The organism is Paraburkholderia sp. RAU6.4a (genome assembly GCF_050435625.1).
Classification (GTDB): Bacteria; Pseudomonadota; Gammaproteobacteria; order Burkholderiales; family Burkholderiaceae; genus Paraburkholderia; species Paraburkholderia tuberum.
In genome coordinates this window covers 2,246,414-2,267,632 of sequence record NZ_JBNDKQ010000003.1, presented here as the reverse complement: position 1 = coordinate 2,267,632, position 21,219 = coordinate 2,246,414, and the positions used below count along the sequence as shown (strand labels likewise).

The following is a 21,219-nucleotide window of genomic DNA, read 5'->3' as shown; positions in this document are numbered from 1 at the left end:
GGATCTCCCCTGCCGTCACCCTCGATCCCGGCGCACGTCACCGATGCACGCCGGTCCCTGGTCCTTCGCCGAACTTCAGCGCTCGCTCACCGATCGCAAGGATTCAGCCGTGAAGAAGTCCGTCTTGAAACGCGGGTCGTTGACCTGCTGGTACCAGCGAATGTCCTTACCCTGGCCAATCGACGAGGCGTCGAACACGTAGCGCCCGTTGTTGACGTCGTACTGCACGAACGGCTCGTTATCGCAGGCGCCGCCCAGTTCCCACACCGGGATCGGGTAGCTCTCGCGCACCTTCCAGAGCTTGCCCTGCGCGTCATAGTCCTCGCCCACGAGCGCAAGCCAGCTATCCTCGTCCAGGTAGAACACCTTCTTCGACGCAACGTGGCGCGCCGTGGGCTTGAGCGTCGCCTCCACGACCCAGACGCGGTGCACCTCGTAGCGGCGATGATCGGACGAGATGCCATTGAGCGTGGCGACGTCATGCAGTTTGTCCTTGAAGGTGTACATGCCGAAATCGTTATACGGGACGATCATTTCCTTCTTGCCTACGAGCTTCCAGTTGAAGCGGTCGATTGAGCCGTTCAACATGTTGGATTCGTCGATCAGATACTGATTCTCGAAGCCGATCAGTGGCGCATCGTGCGTATAGGCCGGCATGCGTCTCACCCGGCGTTGGCCGGGGAAGTAGTAATACGTTTCCGAATCCTTATCGAAGTACTGCCGCTGCACGAAGGCCTGCCCGGCCAGTGCTGCCGGCGAATCGACGGAAAAGTAGGCACCGAGACTGAGTTGGTCAACATCCTGCGGCGTGCTGCTGCCATCCTTGCCCCCCGGGAAATAGAACACCTGGGGACCGATTGCGTCGATCCAGTCGCTGCCGCCCGGGCGCGGTGAAATGGACGTGACAACCGGCGACCACTCGACCCCCTCGCCGCGGTACCGTGTTTCATAGTTGAGGATCGCCTCGGCGCCGTTCTTCGGCTGCGGAAACGCCACGCCTGGTAGCGCCGCTGCCTGCAGCGTCTCGCCATCCGAAGCGAGTTTCGCCGTCGTGAGATTTGCCTTCGAATTCTGCTCGGCGAAATCCGGCAGCTGGCATTCGCGGTGGGACGGATAGACGTCCATGCGGTAGCCCTTCAACTGCTTGACGAGCTGAATCTCCCCCGGTGACAGCTTTTCGGCGTATTTGTCGACGTTCGACGCATCGATCGTGTACAGGGGTTTTTCGTTCCTGTACTTCCAGAAGTCACCGCGGACCTTGCCCCACTCCCAGCCGGCCGGCGTGGCTTCCCTGCCGGCCAACGCCGGCACGAGTCCGTCCTTGCTGGCCGCGCGCTCGGCGCCTGACGGCGTGAGGTCGTCGGCAACTGCCACTCCGGCCACGAGCAATAAAGTAGCCGCGATGGCGGACATGGTTCCGATGGTGTGCTTTCTCATCATGACTCTCCTTCCGATCCCATTTTCATTCGTAGTACGCATCGTTAGAATCAAACCCTATACATCGGGGCCGAACCGCTCAGTCCTCGCCGCAGCCTGCCACGGCCACAGCCCGAATCTCGATGCACAACTCTGGCAGCGCCAATTGTGTTACGCCAACCGCGGTCCACGACGGATAGCGCGCCGGGAAGTACGCGTCCTTGACCGCCGAAAAGGCCTCCATTTCACCGCGTAAGTCCGTGTGAAAGGTGGTCAGCTCCACCACGTCGGAGAGGCTCGCGCCCGCCGTCTCGAGCACGGCTTTGAGGGACTCGAAGGCGATGCGGGCCTGCGCCGGCATGCCCTCGCCGGCTTTCATATCCGTGCCGATGCCGACCTGGCCGGAGACCCAGATCGTGTTCCGCACGCGGGTCGCGGGTGAAAAATGGTAAGCGTCGTAGAACGCCTGGAACGGCGGCGGGATGATCGATTGCCGCGTAGTGGACATTGTCATGATGGTGGCCCCTTTGGTCAGACGAGTTGACGGAAACACGGTGCGCGAAACGGATCCCCTTCTTTCAACGCGGCAAGTTCTTCGATGAGCAAGACACCGGACGACGTGAAGCCCGAGACGCTCGGTTGCGGCAGCGGACTGAAAACCGCGTCGTCGCCGAAGAAGCGCAGCACGAGCGTGTGGCGCTCTGGAAACGCGCTGTCCACCGCGCCGCCGCCGTGCAGCACGCCCGGATGCAGCAGCAGGACGTCGCCGGGCTCCGTCGCCCACGAAATGATGTCGTAAGCAGCCGGGTTATCGCGGCGCTCAGCTTCGATATTCGGCAGGCGCGGCCAGACATCGCCGCCATGGAGAGGATCAGTCGGATCTTCAGCATTTTGAAAGGTCGTGCCATCGTGACGCGGACCTCGATGGGATCCCCGCACAATCTCAAGCGCATTCTGTTTGGGGACGCCCTCAAAGCTGATCCACGCATTCCTGAGGTGCATCCCCTCCCATGGCAGGTAGGACGTGTCCTGATGCCACGGCGAGCGACCGCTCCTGCCTCCACTTTTAAAAAACAGCTCCTCTGCGAAATACCAGACGTGATCCGAGGCCCACAGGTCCGCGAACAGTCGGCCGAACGGCAGTTGGCCAACCAGCTCGTCCAGACGCCCCTTCGCATACGGATTGGCGTTGTCGTTGTGGGTCTTGTGTACCGTGCCTTCGAACAGGCTGCAAGCCATAGGCCCGGGGTTCTCTATGCCCCAGTCGAAGACCTCCCGGCACCGGGCCAACTGCTGCTCGCTGAGAAGACCTTTGACCAGAACGGCGCCGTCCTCGGCGAACGCCTCGCGCGTGGCTTCATCCATGTCTGAACTCCTGAATCGTCAATCGGCAGCCCGGTTCAAAACGCTTCCCGCGGCACCTTCATAGAAAATACTACCAAAGTTAGGTCATGATACAAAACCTAAAAAAAGAAAAAAGAGAGGGAATTCCCTGCCTTCACAAGGTTGAGCACAAGATGCCAAGCCACGGTTAGAAGCAGAACGCGGCTCCTGTTCCTGCAAGCAGCTCGGGCGCCGAGGTCCCGCCTTCGAGGACGAAAGCGATGAGCGGGCCGTCCGAACCTCCTTGCTTTATTTTGTAAACATACCTGTCTTAGTCTTTGTGTACAGTATTTGTGGCCGTCTGGCATATCCGCACCTTTGGTAGTCGTGGCACAAGAGCGGTGCCGCGGCATCGAGAGGCGTGAGAACGTGGCTGGGATCGGCTTTTGCCGCGAAACCGGGGCGGCGCCCGTTAGCGACGGAAGGAGTGGGAGATGGTGATGTCCAACATTCTCAGCAATTGGATTTATATGGGCAGCAACGCATACGACGCATACACGTTCGTGCCTTGGCTGAAAGCGAAGGCTTGCGCCGTCGCGTGCTGTTTGCCGAGCGCTACGTGCTGGTCGGCCGCGCGGGTCATCCGAAGCTGAAGCGCCGGCCCACCCTCGCGCAGTTCTGCAAGCTCGAACACGTGATCGTGTCGCCCGATGGCGGCGGCTTTTTCGGCGTCACCGACGAGACGCTCGCGAAGGCGGGTCTCGCGCGCAAGGTCGTGCTGTCGGTGCCGCACTTTCTGTTCATGCAGTCGGTGCTCGCGAGCACGGATCTCGTGGGGATGCTGCCCGCGCGTCTCGTGCGCGGCACGGACGCGCTGCGGATGGTCGAGCCGCCCGTCGAGGTGCCGGGCTACGAGATGGCGATGCTATGGCACGAGCGGGTGCATCGCGATCCCGCGCATCAATGGTTGCGGGAGTTCATCGCGGCATCGGTGTAATCAGCCCTTTTCGGCGCCGATCGCATTCAGTTGATCGAGCACCTCGTCGCTGAGCTTCAACTGCGCCGATTGCAGGTTTTCACGCAGATGAGTCACCGAAGACGTGCCCGGAATCAGCAGAATGTTAGGTGCCCGATGCAATAGCCAGGCAAGCGCGACCTGCATCGGCGTTGCCTCGAGCTTGCGCGCAAGCTCCGACAGCTCGGACGATTGAATCGGCGTGAAGCCGCCCAGCGGGAAAAACGGCACGTAGGCGATGCCCTGCTCCGCGAGCGCATCGATCAACGCATCGTCGTCGCGATGCACGAGGTTGTAGTGGTTCTGCACGCACACGACCTTCGTGATGCGCTGAGCCTCGGCAATCTGCGCGGCCGTCACGTTGCTCAGGCCGACATGACGCACGAGCCCGCGCTGCTGCAGCCCGGCAAGCGCCGCGACCTGCTTTTCGATCGAGCCCTCGCTCGGCTCGTGCACGTTGCCCATCACGCGCATGTTGACCACGTCGAGCGCGTCGAGCCCGAGGTTGCGCAGATTGTCATGCACCGCGCGCTCGAGGTCGGCGGGCTCCTGCGCCGGCAGCCAGGCGCCGGCGCCGTCGCGCACCGCGCCCACCTTCGTCACGATCGTCAGATCGCGTGGATACGGGTGGAGCGCCTCGCGGATCAACTGATTGGTCACGTGCGGCCCGTAAAAATCGCTGGTATCGATGTGGTCGACGCCCGACGCGACCGCCTCACGCAGCACCGCGAGCGCCGCGTCGCGGTCTTTCGGCGGCCCGAACACGCCGGGGCCGGCCAGCTGCATCGCGCCATAGCCCATGCGCCGCACCGGGCGGCCGGCTAGTGCGAAAGTGTCGATGGAGCTGAAGTTCGGCATGACGATCTCCTTGTGAAGTGATGAGCGGCAGTATCGCCGGAATTGCGTTGTTGAATAAAGCGGTCTAACGTGTACGGGTTGTTCAAAATTCTGCACAATCAATCGTCATGGAACTGAATGATCTGGCCGCCTTCGTTTCCGTCGCCCGCGCCGGCGGCTTTCGCGACGCGGCGCGCGTGAGCGGCGTGTCGGCGTCGAGTCTGAGCGTCGCGGTGCGGCGCCTCGAAACGAAACTCGGGCTGCGGCTCCTGAACCGCACCACGCGCAGCGTCGCGCCGACCGAAGCCGGGCTGCGTCTGATCGAGAAGCTGACGCCGCTGTTCGGCGAAATGGAAGCGGCGCTCGACGTGCTGAACGGCTTTCGCGACAAGCCGACCGGCACATTGAAGCTCAACGTGCCGTCGAGCGTCGCGCGCATCGTGCTGCCCGACGTGCTTGCGCGCTTTCTGAAGCAGTACCCGGATATTCGCGTCGAAGTGGTGGTCGAGGATGGTTTCGTCGATGTGCTGTCGATCGGGTGCGATGCGGGCATTCGCTACGATGAACGCCTCGAGCAGGACATGATCGCGGTGCCGATCGGCGCGCGCGTGCAGCGCTTCGCGACCGCCGCGGCGCCCGCGTATCTCGACGCGCACGGCCGTCCGCAACATCCCGGCGAATTGCTCGCGCATGCCTGCCTGCGCGGGCAATTCGCCAGCGGCGCGCTGCCGACCTGGTACTTCGAGCGCGACGGCGAACTGCTGCAATTGAATCCGACAGGACCGCTGCTGGTGCGGCCCGGCGCCGCGATCGACCTCGCGGTCAGCGGCGCGGTCGCGGGCCTCGGCATCATTCACCTGTTCGAAGACATGCTGCGCCCGCATCTGGACAGCGGCGCGCTCGAAGCGATTCTCGAACCGTGGTGGCAGCGCTTTTCAGGGCCTTTTCTTTACTATCCGGGCCATCGTCATGTGCCCGCGCCGCTGCGCGCGTTCGTCGATTTCCTGAAGGACGATTCAGCAGGCGTGCCGGACGATGACGTGGCACGGCGTTGACTTCATCACGACGGTGATCGCGGCGACGCGTGCCATATCAGCACCGTTGCGCGCAAAGCTGCGCGATCGTGGTCAGAAAGAGATCCGCGCCGATCGGCTTCAGCAGACATGCGCTGCAGTAATGCGCATCGCTGTCCGAAGGCGGCACCGCGGTATGGACCAGAATCGGTACGCTGACGGATAACGGCATCGATTTCAAACGGCGGCATAACTCCGCGCCGTCCATGACCGGCATCATCCAGTCCGTAACAATCAGGTCGGGAACGTGAGCGACGACACAAGCGAGTGCTTCGGCGCCGTTGCTCGCGCAACTCACCTCATACCCTTCGCTCTCCAGAATCAACCGCCATGCGGCTAGAATTTCCGGTTCGTCGTCGACCAGCAATATCGAATACATCATGTTTTGCGGACAAAATTTGCCTTCTCGTCTGATCAGAGTCCCGCAAGAGATGTTCCACGAACGGCAATTGCGCGGATAATGACGCGGGTTGCCGGCGCGCATCGGGTCGCCTGGCCGATCGGCAGCGAAACAGGTTTGCGGTGCCCGCGCAAATAGAGGCGTTCGAACCGTTCGCGCGTTGTATGTTGTAGAAACTCCATTCCGGTATCCATCATGACCGACAGACGCGTGAGCCCGCTGCGCAACTTCGCCAACTTCATCCGCGCCGAACGGGGCGGCCTGACGCGGCAATGGATGCATGCCGTCTCCGCCGACGCCGATCTCGTCGAAGCGGACAAGCTCACTTATCGGCAACTGGCCGACCATCTGCCGGATATTCTCGACGAGCTGTGCCGGGGGCTCGATGCAGAAGATCTCGAGCGCGTCGAAACGTCGATCGAACGCGACGCGAAGAAGCACGGCAAGGTCCGTTGGCAGCAGGGCTACCGGATCGAAGAGCTGGTGCGCGAACTGGACCTCTTTCAGCAGGTGCTCTTCGAAGCGCTCGAAGAGTTCGTCGAACGCGACCGGACGTGCACGCGCCGTCACGAGAGCCGCGCGCGCCGCCTGATCGCCGAAGCATTCAGCGTGGTCAGGTATGAGTCGATCAAGGAAGCGGTCGCCGAACGCGATCGCAGGATCGACGAATACACGGGACGGCTCGAACGCGCGAATCACGAATTGACGCTCGAGCAACGGCTGGTCGGCGATCTATATGCATCGCGGATGCAGATCACGCGCAGCGTCGTGCACGATCTGCGCAATTTCCTCAACGCGTTTTCGGTCGCGCTGCAACTGATCGAGCGAGCGCCGTCGAAAGCGGATACTGCGTTGACGCTCGCGAACCGTCAGGCTGCCGACATGAAGCAACTGGTCGACCAGATGGTCGAGTACTCGGTCGTGCTCGGAGACTCCGCGCCGCTCGTGCTCGAAGACGTCGATTTGCGCGAACTCTTCGACGAACTCGTCGCGTCGACGCGACCGTCGATCGAGGCGAAAGGGCTTGCGTTGCGCAGCGCGTTCGACGCGGCGCTGCCGGGTCGTCACGTCGAATCGGCTGAAGCTCAAGCAGATCGCGGTCAATCTGTTGACCAACGCGATCAAGTACACGAAGTCGGGGCAAGTCGAAATCCGGTTCGCGATGCATGGCGCCGAACACTGGGCGATTCGCGTCTCCGACACCGGCGTCGGCATTGCGCCCGCCGACGCGGAGCGCGTATTCGATGAGTTCGAGCGCGCGGCCTGCGACGAGATTCCGGGCACGGGGCTCGGGCTCGCGATCGTCAGGGAGCTATGCCGCGTGCTCGATGGGCAGATCGAGTTTGCGTCGCGCGAGGGCGTGGGGACCACGTTCGAGATCCGGTTTCCGCTGCGTCGAACCTTGGCCGCAATGTGATGCGTGGACGAACGCTTCAACCAAGGCCGAATGTTTTCCTCAAGCTTGAATCGACGGGACCAGCAGGCATAAAGCGGCGCAACTTGCTCAGCAACGACGCCTGTCCGGCAGGCGTGCGACGCATCCGCCAGGCGCCAAGCGCCGCTTCGACAATAGTGTTGGCCACGCCCTCGGGCTCGGGGGCACCTTTGACACTGTTCACGACTGCGCTCATTGCGAGGGCACGCTCGCGGTCATAGTCGGCGATTTTCGAACCCGCCTGGGGCGCATTGATGTCGAGATTGGTCCTGGTAAAAGTCGGTTCGACCAGCGTTGCGCGTATGCCGAACTGGCGCACCTCATGATCCAGGGTTTCGGTCAGCCCTTCCACAGCGTGCTTGGACGCCGAATAGAGTCCCATGTAGGGCGCCGGGAGAAACCCGAGCACCGAACTGACATTGACGATCCTTCCACCGCGTTGTGCCCGCATGTGGGGGAGTACAGCCTGTGTCGCGCGCAGAATGCTGAATACATTGGTATCGAACAGAGACGAGGCCTCGGCAGTCGACGTTTCCTCGACCGCGCCAATCATGCTCGTTCCTGCATTGTTGACGAGCACGTCGATTCGCCTGGCGCGATCGATGATGGACTGGATTCCAGCCTGGACCGAAGCATCGTTGCGAACATCCATCTCGACAAGCTCGACTCCCGAGATAGGCGCGGCTTTTGCGATGCTGCGCACGGTGCCAAATACGCGGCACCCCCGCCTGGCAAACTTCTCGGCGGCGGCGCGTCCGATACCCGATGACACGCCGGTAACAACGACAACAGTGGAATTCGACATGAACAGCTCCCTTCAGGTGAATTGATGGTGTTTTTTTAACTGTCCGCGTCGAGCGCGTCCTGCAGCGTTTGCTCGGAAGGCTGCACCTGCTCATGCCGATCTTTGCGCAAGCCGGCGATACGCTCGGGTCGAATCTTGAACCAGATTGAATACATGGCCGGCAGGAACACGAGGGTCAGGATCGTGCCAGCAAACGTGCCGCCGATCAGCGTGTAAGCGAGCGTGCCCCAGAACACCGAGTGGGTCAGCGGAATGAACGCGAGGATTGCGGCCATGGCCGTCAGGATCACCGGTCTGGCACGCTGCACGGTGGCTTCGACGACCGCGTGGAACGGGTCCAGCCCGGCCTGCTCGTTCTGGTGAATCTGTCCGATCAGGATCAGCGTGTTGCGCATCAGGATGCCCGATAGCGCGATGAGACCGACCAGCGCATTGATGCCGAACGGCTGCCTGAACAGGATCAACGTCGGCACCACCCCGATCAGGCCCAGCGGGCTGGTCAGGAACACCATCACCATTGCGGAGATCGAGCGCACCTGGAAGATGATGATGATGAGCGTAACCGCCAGCATGATCGGGAAGAGCGGCAACATGGCTTTCGTCGCTTTAGCCGATTCCTCGATGGAGCCCGCCTCTTCGATACGGTAGCCGGTCGGAAGCCTGGCGATGATGGGTTGGAGCTGCCTGGTGATGGCCGTCGATACGTCCGGCGGCTGGAGGTTGTCGGCAATGTCGCCCCGTACCGTGATCGTCGGCACGCGGTCGCGCCAGCGCATGATTGGTTCCTCCATGCGCACGTCGACCTTGCCCACCTGCGACAGCGGAATGCGTTGCCCGTTCGCGCCAGCCAGCGTGAAGTCGCCGAGCCGCGCCGGGTCGAGACGAACATCGCCGGCCGAACGCGCGATGACCTGCACGGTTCGAATATCCTCACGCACGGCGGTGACAGGCACACCGGTTAGCAGGAATTGCAGTTGTTGCGCCACGGCGCTGGATGTCAGCCCCACCGCCTGCAGACGGTCCTGCTGCAACGTGAAGTGCAGCGTGGGCGAGCGCGTACCCCAGTCAGCATTGACCGTACGCATCATCGGACTGGAGTCCATCACCTGCTCAACTTCTCCCGCAATACCGCGCAGCTTGTCCGGGTCCGGACCAGAGATACGGTAGGCGACCGGGAACGGCGAATACGGACCGAACACGAGTTGCGTGACCCGCACGCGCGCCTCGGAGGCGAGACCGTTGGCGACTGCCTGACGCAGTCGCTGCTTCAATGCGTCGCGCTCATCCTGGCTGTCCGTGCGCACCACGATCTTGGCAAACGACGGATCGGGCAGTTCCGGCCCCATCGCCAGGTAAAAGCGTGGCGCACCTTGCCCGATGTATGCGGTGACGATCCTGGCTTCCTTCTGCTTCGCGAGCCACGCTTCGACCTTCGTCGTGGCGGCGCTGGTTTGCGAGATCGACGTGCCATAGGGCATCTGCACCTCGACCAGCACTTCGGGACGGTCGGAGATCGGGAAAAACTGTTTTTTGACCACGCCCATGCCGAGGATGGCCAGCACGAAGAGGCCCACGACCGAACCGGCGACCAGCCATTTGCGCGCGATGACGCGCGTGAGCAGCTGACGGAAGCGGTTGTAGCGCGGCGTGTCGTAGATCGCGTCGTGACCGCCTTCGACCTTTTTGAAGTCGGGCAGCATCTTCACACCCAGGTAGGGCGTGAAGACCACGGCGACGACCCACGATGCGATCAGTGCGATGCCGACGACCCAGAACATGTTGCTGGTGTATTCGCCGGCCGTGGAGCGCGCGAAACCATTGGGCATGAAGCCGACGGCGGTCACCAGCGTGCCCGCCAGCATCGGCGCGGCCGTATGACTCCACGCGTAGGCGGAGGCGGCGATGCGGCCGTAGCCTTCCTCCATCTTTACCACCATCATTTCGATCGCGATGATCGCGTCGTCCACGAGCAGGCCGAGCGCGAGGATCAGCGATCCGAGCGTGATGCGATCGAAGTTCTTGCCGGTTGCGGCCATCACCACGAACACGACCGCGAGTGTCAGCGGTACGGCCGCGGCAACGACGAGGCCCACGCGCCAGCCCATGCTGACGAAACTCACCAGCATGACCACCAGCAGCGCGACGAAAAACTTGAGCATGAACTCGTCGACCGCCGAATGAATGTTGACGGCCTGATCGGTGACTTTGGTGAGGCTCATGCCCAGCGGCAGCCCGGCGTTGATTGCGCCGACCTCGCTGTCCAGCGCCTTGCCGAGATCGAGCCCGTTCCAGCCGTCGCGCATGACGATGCCCAGCAGCAGTGCCGGTTCGCCGTTGTTGCGGATCATGAACGTCGCCGGATCTTCATAACCACGTGTGACGGTGGCGATGTCCGACAGCTTCAGCGTGCGGCCCTGCGCTACGACCGGCGTGTCGCGGATCTTCTGCAGGTTGTCAAAGGCACCGTCCAGGCGAATGAACACCTCCGGACCTTTGGTCTCCACGGAGCCGGCCGGCGTCAGGGCGTTCTGACCGTTGAGCGCGGCGAACACGTCCTGGGGGCTCACGCCCAGCGTTGCAAGCCGGTCATGTGAGAGTTCGACATAGATTCTCTCCGACTGCTCGCCGATGATGTTGACCTTCTTCACGCCCGGCACGTGCAGCAACCGCTGGCGCTGCGTCTCGGCATCGCGCACCAGCAGGCGCTGCGGTTCGCCCCTGGCCTTCAGTGCGAAGAGGGCAAACGTGACATCCGAGTATTCGTCGTTGACCATCGGCCCGATCACGCCAGCCGGAAGGTTATTTGCCTCGTCGCTGATTTTTTTCCGGGCCTGGTAGAACTGCTCCTGCACTTCCGACGGCGGCGTGCTGTCGAGCAAGGTCAAGGTCGTGAAGGCCAGCCCAGGCCGTGTGTAGGTCTCGGTCCGGTCGTACCAGCGCAGCTCCTGCATGCGCTTTTCGATCTTCTCGGCGACCTGATCGTGCATTTCCTGCGCCGTGGCTCCCGGCCAGGCGGTGATGATGGTCATCACCTTGACCGTGAACGCGGGGTCTTCCGCCCGGCCCAGCTTGAAGAACGAAACGAGCCCGGCCAGTGAAATCAGGCAGATCAGGAACAGGGTGATGGAGCGCTCGCGCACGGCGAGCGCCGACAGGTTGAAACGGCCTTCGCTCACGGACGGGCTCCCTCGGCCGTCATGGCGACGGCTTGACTTGTCACCCGGACCTGCTCGCCTTCGCGCAGCAGCTGCGCGCCGAGCGCGACGATCCGGTCGCCTTGCCTGATCTCACCGGCGACGCGAGCACTATCGTCGTCCAGATGTTCGACAGTAACCGGCCGCCAGGCGACCTTTGCCGGCTCGCCGTTGATGACCCACACCCCCGGTCCCTTGCCCGCATCAAACAGCGCGCCGATTGGCACCTGCAAACCGCCTTGCACCGCGGAACGCGCGTCCGGAATCTGGACCGTGACGGTGGCGCCCAGTGGGGCGTCGGCCAGCTCTCCCTGCAGCACATACCGCGCTTCAAAGGTCCGGGTACGAGGATCCGCCGTATCCGAAAGCTGGCGCAGCGTCGCCGGCACGCTAACACCGCCGTTGCCGAACAGCGTGGCCTGGGCGGCCGAACCGATCGCGGGGCGTAGGGTTTCGGGTAGCTGGATGACAGCCTCGCGGCGCCCGGCGTGCGCCAGGCGCACCACGGGCTGGCCGGCGCTGACGACCTGGCCCGGTTCGGCCAGCGTTTCCATCACGACGCCATCGCCGTCCGCCAGCAGTTCGGCATAACCCGTCGCATTGCGCGCAACGTCGGCGTCAGCCTCGGCCGCGCTGAGCTGGGCCTTGGCGGCATCGGCCGCCGCCTTGATCTGGTCGTAGGCCGATGCCGATATCGCGCCGGTGCCGCGCAGGTCGCGGTAGCGCTCTTCGTCCTGCGCGGTCTGCTGCGCCCGTGCTCGCGCGGCGGTGACCGCGTCCTGCCGGGCCTGCGCGGCAAGCCTCAGATCGATGGGGTCGAGGCGCATCAGCAACTGGCCGCGTTTGACGGTTTGCCCGGCATCCACCAGCCGCTCGAGCACCTTGCCGGAGACGCGAAATCCCAGGTCGCTCTGCACACGCGCGGCGACGGTTCCGGTAAACGAACGGGAGGCGGGGATCGCCGCCTGAGCGATGGCGGTGCGCACCAGGGGCGCTTCGGTGCGCGGATCGGACGGTGCTTTTGCGCCGCAGGCGGCTAGCGCAAGTGCCAGTGCACAGACGACTGTAGAGGTAGCAAGGCGACGCCGGAGCATGAAAGACCCATTGACGGAGTGATCGGGGCTTTCATTATGGTTCTAGTGACCAATTTAGTCAATGGTCACAACCGAGATTTCCATCAAGGCGACAGACTGCGGAGCACGAGACCCGACAGTTGTGCAGGCGCGACCTTGGTGTAATCGAAGCTGTACTGCAGGAGCATTGGGTTGAGGTAGGGGCGCAACACCAGATAGATCGCCATCGCAGTCTCATCGAGGGGGGTTTTGCGCTCGAAGTCCCCGCTTTGCCGACCCTCCTGGAGGACGTCCCGAAGCAACTTCTGGATGCGCTCTTCATACGCAAGCACCGCCTGCCAGTTCTCCGTGGCCGCCGATGCGGCAATTTCGTAGAGCTTGCGGTCCTGGAAAAACAGACGGAGGCTCGCTTCCGTGAAGACGTTGAACATCCGCCGCAGCTTCTCCGGTGGCAGATCGGTCTGTGCGACGGCCGACCTGACCTCGGTTTCGATCTCGTGCAGGCAGTTCGCGCAAATCATCTCGCCAATGGCCTGCTTGGACTCGAAGAACTTGTAGATGTAGGCCTTGGAAAACCCGATCGCCTTGGCGAGGTCTGAGACCGTCGTTTTCTCGTAGCCATACCGGCTGAAGTGCTCGGTGGCGGCGACAACGATCTGATCGCGTACCTCGTGGTCAGCGGGGCCGCGCGCCGGGATGGGGGAACTGGTGGCTTTTTTCATGGGTATAGCATACAGGAATGGACAACCAGTGACTATTTGGTATTATAGTCACCACCGGAATCTTGCGAAGACGCTCATGCTACCCAAACCCATCCTTGCCGCGGTTATTGCCGCCAGTCTCTCGGCTGGCTGCGCTGTAGGCCCCGATTATGTCCGGCCCAATGTAGCCATGCCCGAGCAGTTCCAGGGCCAGGCCGCGGTGGATCACCGGCACGCGGCGGCCAGTGCCGACCTTGTCACGTGGTGGACGGGTTTCGATGATCCGCAACTGACACGATTCGTCACGCTCGCACTGGATCAGAACCTGGACCTCGCGCAGGCCGCCGCTCGCGTCTCGCAGGCGCGCGCGGGACTTGGCGCGGCGAATGCCGCGCTGCTGCCGTCCGGCACTGTCAGCGGGCAGGCGGCGCGAGTCTACCAGTCGGTCGAAACCCCCTTGGGGCGAGTCCTGAATTCGACGCCCGGTTTCGATCGCTACGGCAATGATTACGAGGCTAATTTCAACGCGAGCTGGGAACTGGATGTGTTTGGTGGCCTGCGTCGCGGGCGGGAAGCGGCACTTGCCGAATACCAGGCTTCGGAAGCCGGTGCGGTGGCCACGCGCCTGGCGGTGGCGGCGCAGACTGGCGATATTTACATCACGATTCGTGGATTGCAGGCCCGTCTGAAGGTTGCCCGACGGCAGGTGCAGACGCAGCAGGATCTGCTTTCGACCATCAACCTCCTGTATAGCAAAGGATTGGCGGCCGACCTTCAGGTGAGCCAGGCCGAAGGTGCGCTGTCCCAGGTTCAGGCATCCGTCCCGGTCCTCGAGGCGGGTCTGGATGCAGCGATGAACGCGCTGGATGTAATGCTGGGTTCACAGCCCGGCACGCATCGAGCCGAACTGGTCGAAGCTGGTGACATCCCGGTCGCCCCGCGGATCGCGGACACAGGATCGCCGGGAGAGTTGCTCAGGCGCCGGCCCGACCTGATCGTGGCCGAGCGTCACCTCGCCGCATCGAACGCGCGCATCGGCGTGGCCATCGCCGAGTATTACCCCAAGGTGTCGCTCAGTGGACTGCTCGGCAGCGCCACCTCGGTGGCCAGCGGCAACCTGTTCAGTACCGGCGCCAATCAGGCCGCCGGCGTGCTGGGGCTGCGCTGGCGTCTGTTCGATTTCGGCCGCATCAATGCGCAGATCGGGCAGGCCAAGGGGCAGCAGGCGGAAATGCTGGCCGCGTATCGGCTCGCCGCGCTTCATGCAACCGAAGACGTCGAGAACTCATTCTCGGCACTCGTGAAGCGCGAGCAAGAGGCCGCGGTGCTCGCCCAGGGAGTGAACTCGCTCGGGCCGGGCGCGAGCCGCCTCGTTCGCAGCCTATCAAAAAGGCGTCGTCAGCCTGATCGAAGTCTTGCAGGCCGACGACAACCTGCTACGCGCCTCGGACGAGCGGGTGCAGGCGCAAACGGAATCCGCACGCGCAGCCGTTGCTGCCTTCAAGGCGCTCGGTGGCGGATGGCAACCTCGCGAATCCGAAGCGGTCGCCATCAAATAGCAACCCTACGCACCCAACGATTTGCCAGGAGCGTGGATTTTGGCCATCGTTCTTTGCCAGATGAGCGCTTTGCCGCATGCCACACAAACGAATGACGCGAGCAGAAAGCCGCGAGCGAACCCGGCGGCGCTTGCTCGACGCAGCAGCGTCGAGCATCGCCGAAAAAGGGTTTGCTGCGACTAGCGTGGAGGATATCGCAGCCCAGGCCGGCTATACCCGCGGCGCGTTTTACTCGAACTTCAGCAGCAAGAGCGATCTATTCGTCGAACTGCTCCGTCTCGATCACCAGAACATGCAAGAAAACTTGCAGAAGCTGCGAGACGCCGCACCGTCCAGCGAAAACCTGCAAGTGCAGCTCACCTTGTTGTACGCGCAGTGCTATCGCGACGACAACAACTACATCATCTGGGCTGAGGCACGTTTGCATGCCATGCGTGACGCGAAATTCCGACAACATGTGAATGCCTTATGCCTGCAAAAGCGCGACATGATCGCGTACTTCATTGAGCAGCTATGCAAGCGCCTCAACATACAGTTGCCGGGCCCTTGCGCCGACCACGCGCTCGCCGTTATCGCATTGGTCGACGGCATCCTCTACTTCAACATGACGATGCCCAATGATCTGTCGAACGCTTCGGCCGAAGCGATTTTGAGCAACGTTTTGACAAAGATGTTCTGCAATGCACCAGTCCTGACTGAAACATAGTTTGATCTTGCGCCTCCTCCACAAATACCCGGTCAAGCGATTCAATCCATTAGTTGGTATCAGCCACACACCAGTCAATCAGCGAGGTCGTCGATGAACTGGACCTTGCGTTAGCTGTGGCCGATGGGTCGTTTGTGAGTAAGAAGAGTGCCATCACCCAGGCGCGGCAGCGTCGGCGTGGCGCCACTGGCGGTGGCTGTTTCACGAATCAGCCAGAAACTGGATTGCGCAGAATCAGGACCGATACCTCTTCAAGGGATTCTCGCTGTTCGCGATGAGGCTATCGCCGCATGCGTCTCGACACGCTGCCGACGATGCAAGCAGCGCTCGGCCTCTACGCATCGCTGGGATTCGAGCCCATCGACGCCTACGTGTTCAATCCGATCCCCGGCGCGATTTTTCTGGAACGCGATCTGACGCGGCCGCGTTCAATGTAATGGCGGTGCAGGCCTGACCCGGCCTGCAGGTATGCACTCGCTCATTGCCCCGTTCTGCTGGCTCAAGCCACGCACGACCACCTCGGACGATTTGCCGTCACGCCGCGCGAGTTCGGCCAGATCGAGCAACGCGGCGTAGCGCGCGGAACAGTCGCTCGCCGCGCCGGCGGCGGGGTTCGCGCGAAGGTCGTCGTTGGCGTCGCCGGCGTCGATGACTGCGTTGACCGCCAGCAACGTCGCCACGACGATCGTCGCGAGCGCGACCGTTTTGCGGAGCGCGCCCCGCGCAGCCCTTTGCGCTCGCGAGTGACGCTCCCCCTCAGCAGATGGTGGACACGAGCCCGCCATTTCGCACATCGCGTCGCACCGCGCGGCGCGACGTGAGCGCCACGATTCTACGCAGGTTCTGATTCTCATCGCCGCGCTCATCGTCAGGCCCAATGCGCCGGCACCCACACGCGCCCGACCCAATGGCCCGGCACCCAGACCGCAGCCCGCGGCGCGACATACACGGGACGCGGCGCGACGTAGACGGCCGGCGGCGGGGGCGGCGCCACGACCACCACCGGCGGCGGAACATAGGCCGGCGGAGGCGTCACCACGACCGGCGGCGGCACGTACACGACCGGCGGCGGCACGACGACCGGCGGAGGCGGCGCCACGACCACCACCGGCTTCGGCGCAACGACCACGGTCGTACCGGTCGCCGTCGTGGTCCCGCCCGCGACCACCACGCCGCCTGTTACCACCGTACCGCTCGACGTCACCGTGTGGCCTTGCGTGCCGGTCACGCTCGTCGAAGTCGTCACGACGCCGGGCGCGACCCGCGTCGCGGTGCCTGAGTGATAGACGTTGTTGTTGTCCGGACCCGTCACCGTGCCCGAGCGCGCGCAGGTCGACCCCGCGCAATTCGTCGACGCAGAATGATTGACCGTATTGCCGTTCGACCCGCTGATCGAGCCCGACGACGAATACTGGCCCGGCGCGGTGCGCGTCACGTCGCCGGACGTCGTCGCCGTTTTGCCGTCGGGACCGGTCAGCGTGCCGCTATGCGAGCAGGAGCCGCCCGCGCAGCTGGTGTCGCCCGAGTGCTGCACCGAGTTGCCGTAGCGGCCCGTCGCGGTACCCGAGTTCGAGAACTGGCCGGGCGCCGTGCGCGTGACCGTGCCAGTGTTGCTCGCGACGCCGCCATAGGGGCCGGCCACGCTGCCCGCATGCGAGCAGCTACCGCCGCCGCACGAGCCGTAGTGCGCGCCGTTATAGACGCCGCGCGACGTGTACGCGGTGCCGTGACCCGACCACGCGAACGCCGATGCGCTGCCGAGCGCGAGCACGGCGGCGGCCGCGCCGAACACCGCCTTGCGCAGCGCGCCTCGCGCCATGCTGGCGCAGACCCTGTCGGAACCTGCGAATGAACGATTTTTCACGGTATGTCCTTGCTGGATTCGGGCCACTTGCGTCACTGCCGCGTGGCAACGAACGGACTATAGAAGGACACACCGCGGAAATCATCACGGAACATATGTCGCGCTGTTTCACCGCGACGCGGGCCCGCCAGGCAAGGTTTTGCGGGCATTCGGCGGGAGCCGTGACATATTTCGACATAGTTTGCGAAACAGATGCGGCCGCCGGAATCGACTGCGGCCCCGCCGCTCACTGCCCGACCGGCGTCACCTGCACCGCGGCGGCCGACACGAACGCCGCATGCACGGTGTCGCCGACCTTCACGTCGCTCAAATCGACGTCGGGCGCTGCTTCGAAGGTCTGGGTCTGATACGCGCCGCGCAGCGTCACGAGGCGCTGCTTGCGATCGATCTTCAGCACGGTCGCGAGCACCTCGGTCTGCCGCGCCGACTCGTACCCGCCCGACGCCGGCGCATAGCTCCGCCGGTCGACCCGCTCGCGAATCCCCTTGCCCGCGCTGCTAGCCTTCTCGACCTTGGTGAGCAACGCATTCTTGTACAGCACGTCGACGCGATCGCCGATCTTCAACTGATCGAAACCGGCAACCTGCTGGCTGACGAGCACGATCGCGACGTCGCCATGCGGACCCTTCAATGTCAGCGAACGGTTGCCCGCATCGATGGCGACGATCTCCGCCGTCATATGCACCGGCTGCGCCGCGCTGAGCATCGCTTGCGCGGTGCTCGCCATGTCGTCCTGCGCTCGCGCCGGCGGGGCCGCGGCCACCACCGCGCTGACCAATGCTGCAGCTATCGTCGCTGTTTTCATCCGCGTTCTCCTCGTGCAAGGTATCGATACGGCTTGACGGTCGGTCATGCGCGTCGAGCGCAATCGCTTCGTGCTACGCAGCATTCGTGCCCGGCGTCATGAACTCCGCGCCTACAGGACAACCACGGCCAACAGTATGACGCGAACGATTTGCCGACGTATGCATCGGCATGGCCGCCGACAGCCATCAGAAACGCCATCTCAGTACCGTGCTATCCTATATACCCATAGGGGGTATATGTATGGCACATCTGAGCACACACAAAGACGGCTTATTGAAGCGCGTTCGTCGCATCGCGGGCCAGGTTCAGGCTATCGAGCGTTCACTGGAGTCGGACGCCGATTGCGAAAAAGTCCTGCACCTGGTGGCCGCGACCCGCGGCGCAATGAACGGCCTGCTCGACGAGATCGTCGAGGCGCACGCGCGCGAACATGTCGCGCATCCGGACCTGACGGCCAGCCAGCGCAAGAAGGGAGTTGATGCATTGATCGGCGCAATCCGCCGCTATTCGAAGTAAGTTTGTATGACTGACCATCTGATCCGCAAACACGAGCACTCGTTTCTCGGCAGCTCGCACGACGACAACGCGCGCCGGACCCGCTTCGTCGTCGCGCTCACCGTTGTTATGATGATCGGCGAAATCGCGTCCGGTTACGTGACCGGCTCGATGGCGCTGCTCGCCGATGGCTTCCACATGGCGACGCATGCCGGCGCGCTCGGCATTGCCGCGCTCGCGTATGCGTTCGCGAGACGCAACTCGGCAAACCGCGCGTTCAGTTTCGGAACGGGAAAAGTGGGCGAGCTTGCCGGCTTCGCTTCGGCGCTGATTCTCGCGCTGGTGTCGCTTGGCATCGGCATCGAATCGGCGATCCGCCTCGTTCATCCCACCGGTGTCGCGTTCGGGCAGGCCGCGGTGATTGCGGCGATCGGGCTGGTCGTGAACATCGTCAGCGCGCTGCTGTTGTCGGGCGGCCATGCGCACCATGGGCATCACGATCATCACCATCATCACGACCATGCGCATGGGTCCGACAACAACCTGCGCTCGGCCTATGTGCACGTGCTCGCCGATGCGCTGACCTCGGTGCTGGCGATCGTGGCCATGCTGGCCGGCCGCTATCTCGGGTGGGTCTGGACGGACCCGCTGATGGGCATCGTCGGATCGATCGTCATCGCGCGCTGGGCATGGACGCTGATGCGCGACACGGCCGACGTGCTGCTCGACAGAACCGACGAGCACGTGGCCGGCGAAATCCGCGAAATCCTGGATTCGCACGGCGATGCCGAGATCGCCGACCTGCACGTCTGGCAGATCGGCCCGGAGGCGCGAGCGGCGATCGTCAGCGTGCGCACGCATGGCGGCGTTACGGCCGAGACGATCCGCGCGCGGCTCGCGCCGGTGCATGAGGTCATGCATCTGACCGTCGAAGCGGCGTCATAGCGCCTGCGCCCGGCGCAACAAGGCGCGATCAAAACAAAGGGCCGGCGTGTCTCGACGCCGGCCCTTCCGCTTTTTACTATTCAGCTTGCGCGGAGACCCGCCTGGCGCGGGGACCGAAGCTGGCGCTAAACCAGCTCACGCATCACACGCGCTCGATCGCGATCGCGATGCCTTGGCCGACGCCGATACACATCGTGCACAGCGCGAAGCGGCCCTGCGTGCGTTGCAGCTGATACGTCGCGGTCGTCACGAGACGCGCGCCGCTCATGCCGAGCGGGTGGCCGAGCGCAATCGCGCCGCCGTTCGGGTTCACGCGGGGATCGTCGTCGGCGACGCCGAGGGCGCGCAGCACCGCGATACCTTGCGAGGCGAACGCTTCGTTCAGTTCGATCACGTCGAACTGATCGATCGTCATGCCCAGACGCGCGAGCAGCTTCTGCGTCGCGGGTGCCGGGCCGATGCCCATCACGCGCGGCTCGACGCCGGCGGTGGCCACACCGAGCACGCGGGCGCGCGGCGTGAGGCCGAAGCGCTTCGCGGTCTCTTCATTGGCAAGCAGCAACGCCGCCGCGCCGTCGTTCACGCCCGATGCGTTACCGGCCGTCACCGTGCCGTCCGGACGCACGACGCCCTTCAGCTTCGCGAGCGTATCGAGGCTCGTTTCGCGCGGATGCTCGTCCTGCATGACCGTGATCGGATCGCCCTTCTTCTGCGCGATCGTCACGCCGACGATCTCCTGCGCGAGCGTGCCGTCGCGTTGCGCGCGCGCCGCCTTCTGCTGGCTGCGCAGCGCGAATGCGTCCTGGTCGGCGCGGCTGATGTTGTAGTCGGTCGCGACGTTTTCGCCGGTTTCCGGCATCGAGTCGACGCCGTACAGCTTCTTCATCAGCGGATTCACGAAACGCCAGCCGATCGTCGTGTCGTAGACCTCGTTCTGACGCGAGAACGCGCTGGTCGCCTTGGGCATCACGAACGGCGCGCGGCTCATGCTTTCGACGCCACCGGCAATCATCAGCGCGGCCTCGCCCGACTTGATCGCGCGCGCGGCGATGCCGACCGCATCCATGCCCGAGCCGCACAGACGGTTGACCGTCGAGCCCGGCACGTCCTTCGGCAGACCCGCGAGCAGCAGCGACATGCGCGCGACGTTGCGGTTGTCGTCACCGGCCTGGTTGGCGCAGCCGTAGATGAGGTCGTCGATCGCGGTCCAGTCGACGTTCTTGTTGCGCTCCATCAGCGCCTTGAGCGGCACCGCGCCCAGGTCGTCGGCGCGCACCGACGACAGCGAACCCGCATAGCGGCCAATGGGGGTGCGAATCGCATCGCACAGGAATGCTTCGGTCATGGGATGTCTCCAGTTGAGATGCTGCGTGCGCTGCGCCTCGGCCGGCTTCGCACCGATGAGGCCGGTTCGAGGCGCCGAGGCATCGGCCCTGGGCGCCAACGGCCGCGGACGGGCAACTGCAAAATGGCGGCGGCGTAGCGCGCCGACACGTCGAAGCAGCTTAGCGCAGGATCGTGAACGATGGGCTTGGGATTGACGACCGATACGGCTGTCGCCTCTTCCTCGT

The 21,219-nt window shown here is 63.6% G+C and carries 18 protein-coding genes and 3 pseudogenes; 8 read left to right on the top strand and 13 right to left on the bottom strand.

Features of this window, described 5'->3' with window-relative positions; translation table 11 throughout:
• Positions 1–75 precede the first annotated feature (75 nt).
• The 3 genes from OKW40_RS35060 to OKW40_RS35050 all read right to left on the bottom strand — a co-directional run bounded on the left by OKW40_RS35060 (position 76) and on the right by OKW40_RS35050 (position 2,781).
• Positions 76–1,440, bottom strand: a complete 1,365-nt coding sequence (locus OKW40_RS35060; RefSeq protein ID WP_429493627.1) for a DUF1329 domain-containing protein — start codon at positions 1,438–1,440, stop codon at positions 76–78.
• 76 nt (positions 1,441–1,516) lie between these two features.
• Complete coding sequence (locus tag OKW40_RS35055; RefSeq protein ID WP_429493626.1) at positions 1,517–1,930, bottom strand: RidA family protein; 414 nt, start codon at positions 1,928–1,930, stop codon at positions 1,517–1,519.
• A 17-nt stretch (positions 1,931–1,947) separates the two neighbouring features.
• On the bottom strand, positions 1,948–2,781 hold the full coding sequence (locus OKW40_RS35050) for a phytanoyl-CoA dioxygenase family protein (RefSeq protein WP_429493625.1): 834 nt from the start codon (positions 2,779–2,781) through the stop codon (positions 1,948–1,950).
• Between the two features lie 544 nt (positions 2,782–3,325).
• On the opposite strand from OKW40_RS35050, the pseudogene OKW40_RS35045 reads away from it, so the two are divergent.
• Positions 3,326–3,736, top strand: a pseudogene (locus tag OKW40_RS35045) (LysR substrate-binding domain-containing protein); the annotation flags it as partial.
• On the opposite strand, the gene OKW40_RS35040 reads toward OKW40_RS35045, so the two are convergent.
• Positions 3,737–4,612 (bottom strand): aldo/keto reductase family oxidoreductase, encoded by an 876-nt coding sequence (locus OKW40_RS35040; RefSeq protein WP_429493623.1) that lies wholly within the window; start codon positions 4,610–4,612, stop codon positions 3,737–3,739.
• Between the two features lie 107 nt (positions 4,613–4,719).
• On the opposite strand from OKW40_RS35040, the gene OKW40_RS35035 reads away from it, so the two are divergent.
• Complete coding sequence (locus OKW40_RS35035) at positions 4,720–5,646, top strand: LysR family transcriptional regulator (RefSeq protein WP_429493621.1); 927 nt, start codon at positions 4,720–4,722, stop codon at positions 5,644–5,646.
• Positions 5,647–5,683: 37 nt separating this feature from the next.
• On the opposite strand, the gene OKW40_RS35030 is transcribed toward OKW40_RS35035, so the two are convergent.
• Positions 5,684–6,148, bottom strand: coding sequence for a response regulator (locus tag OKW40_RS35030; protein ID WP_429493619.1), 465 nt, complete (start codon positions 6,146–6,148; stop codon positions 5,684–5,686).
• A gap of 111 nt (positions 6,149–6,259) precedes the next feature.
• On the opposite strand from OKW40_RS35030, the pseudogene OKW40_RS35025 reads away from it, so the two are divergent.
• Positions 6,260–7,481, top strand: a pseudogene (locus OKW40_RS35025) (sensor histidine kinase).
• Between the two features lie 16 nt (positions 7,482–7,497).
• Here OKW40_RS35025 and OKW40_RS35020 read toward each other — a convergent pair.
• From OKW40_RS35020 to OKW40_RS35005, 4 genes are all read right to left on the bottom strand, one after another.
• The gene (locus OKW40_RS35020; protein ID WP_429493618.1) at positions 7,498–8,304 is read right to left on the bottom strand and encodes an oxidoreductase; all 807 of its coding nucleotides are present in this window, start codon (positions 8,302–8,304) and stop codon (positions 7,498–7,500) included.
• 35 nt (positions 8,305–8,339) lie between these two features.
• Positions 8,340–11,480, bottom strand: coding sequence for an efflux RND transporter permease subunit (locus OKW40_RS35015; RefSeq protein WP_429493617.1), 3,141 nt, complete (start codon positions 11,478–11,480; stop codon positions 8,340–8,342).
• Complete coding sequence (locus OKW40_RS35010; RefSeq protein WP_429493615.1) at positions 11,477–12,592, bottom strand: efflux RND transporter periplasmic adaptor subunit; 1,116 nt, start codon at positions 12,590–12,592, stop codon at positions 11,477–11,479. Before OKW40_RS35010 ends, OKW40_RS35015 begins: the two co-directional genes overlap by 4 nt.
• Before the next feature lie 83 nt (positions 12,593–12,675).
• Positions 12,676–13,293, bottom strand: a complete 618-nt coding sequence (locus tag OKW40_RS35005) for a TetR/AcrR family transcriptional regulator (RefSeq protein WP_429493614.1) — start codon at positions 13,291–13,293, stop codon at positions 12,676–12,678.
• 76 nt (positions 13,294–13,369) lie between these two features.
• Between OKW40_RS35005 and OKW40_RS35000 the strand changes: the two are divergent.
• The 3 genes and pseudogenes from OKW40_RS35000 to OKW40_RS34990 all read left to right on the top strand — a co-directional run bounded on the left by OKW40_RS35000 (position 13,370) and on the right by OKW40_RS34990 (position 15,974).
• Positions 13,370–14,831, top strand: a pseudogene (locus OKW40_RS35000) (efflux transporter outer membrane subunit).
• 91 nt (positions 14,832–14,922) lie between these two features.
• The gene (locus tag OKW40_RS34995; protein ID WP_429493992.1) at positions 14,923–15,537 is read left to right on the top strand and encodes a TetR/AcrR family transcriptional regulator; all 615 of its coding nucleotides are present in this window, start codon (positions 14,923–14,925) and stop codon (positions 15,535–15,537) included.
• 290 nt (positions 15,538–15,827) lie between these two features.
• Complete coding sequence (locus OKW40_RS34990; protein ID WP_184060679.1) at positions 15,828–15,974, top strand: hypothetical protein; 147 nt, start codon at positions 15,828–15,830, stop codon at positions 15,972–15,974.
• Here OKW40_RS34990 and OKW40_RS34985 read toward each other — a convergent pair.
• The 3 genes from OKW40_RS34985 to OKW40_RS34975 form a co-directional block, all read right to left on the bottom strand.
• On the bottom strand, positions 15,966–16,217 hold the full coding sequence (locus OKW40_RS34985) for a hypothetical protein (protein ID WP_429354136.1): 252 nt from the start codon (positions 16,215–16,217) through the stop codon (positions 15,966–15,968). The genes OKW40_RS34990 and OKW40_RS34985 overlap by 9 nt on opposite strands.
• Positions 16,218–16,405: 188 nt before the next feature.
• Entirely contained in the window at positions 16,406–17,356 is a 951-nt protein-coding gene (locus tag OKW40_RS34980) for a hypothetical protein (protein WP_429493991.1), read from the bottom strand.
• 271 nt (positions 17,357–17,627) lie between these two features.
• Positions 17,628–18,206 (bottom strand): hypothetical protein, encoded by a 579-nt coding sequence (locus OKW40_RS34975; protein WP_429493613.1) that lies wholly within the window; start codon positions 18,204–18,206, stop codon positions 17,628–17,630.
• Between the two features lie 170 nt (positions 18,207–18,376).
• Between OKW40_RS34975 and OKW40_RS34970 the strand changes: the two genes are divergently transcribed.
• Positions 18,377–18,724, top strand: a complete 348-nt coding sequence (locus OKW40_RS34970) for a metal/formaldehyde-sensitive transcriptional repressor (protein ID WP_429466037.1) — start codon at positions 18,377–18,379, stop codon at positions 18,722–18,724.
• Between the two features lie 6 nt (positions 18,725–18,730).
• Positions 18,731–19,648 (top strand): CDF family Co(II)/Ni(II) efflux transporter DmeF, encoded by a 918-nt coding sequence (gene dmeF / locus OKW40_RS34965; RefSeq protein WP_429493612.1) that lies wholly within the window; start codon positions 18,731–18,733, stop codon positions 19,646–19,648.
• Between the two features lie 142 nt (positions 19,649–19,790).
• Here dmeF and pcaF read toward each other — a convergent pair whose 3' ends face one another.
• Positions 19,791–20,993 carry a 3-oxoadipyl-CoA thiolase gene (gene pcaF, locus OKW40_RS34960; RefSeq protein WP_429403472.1) on the bottom strand — a complete coding sequence of 401 codons (1,203 nt, stop codon included), beginning with the start codon at positions 20,991–20,993 and terminating at the stop codon, positions 19,791–19,793.
• Positions 20,994–21,219 lie beyond the last annotated feature (226 nt).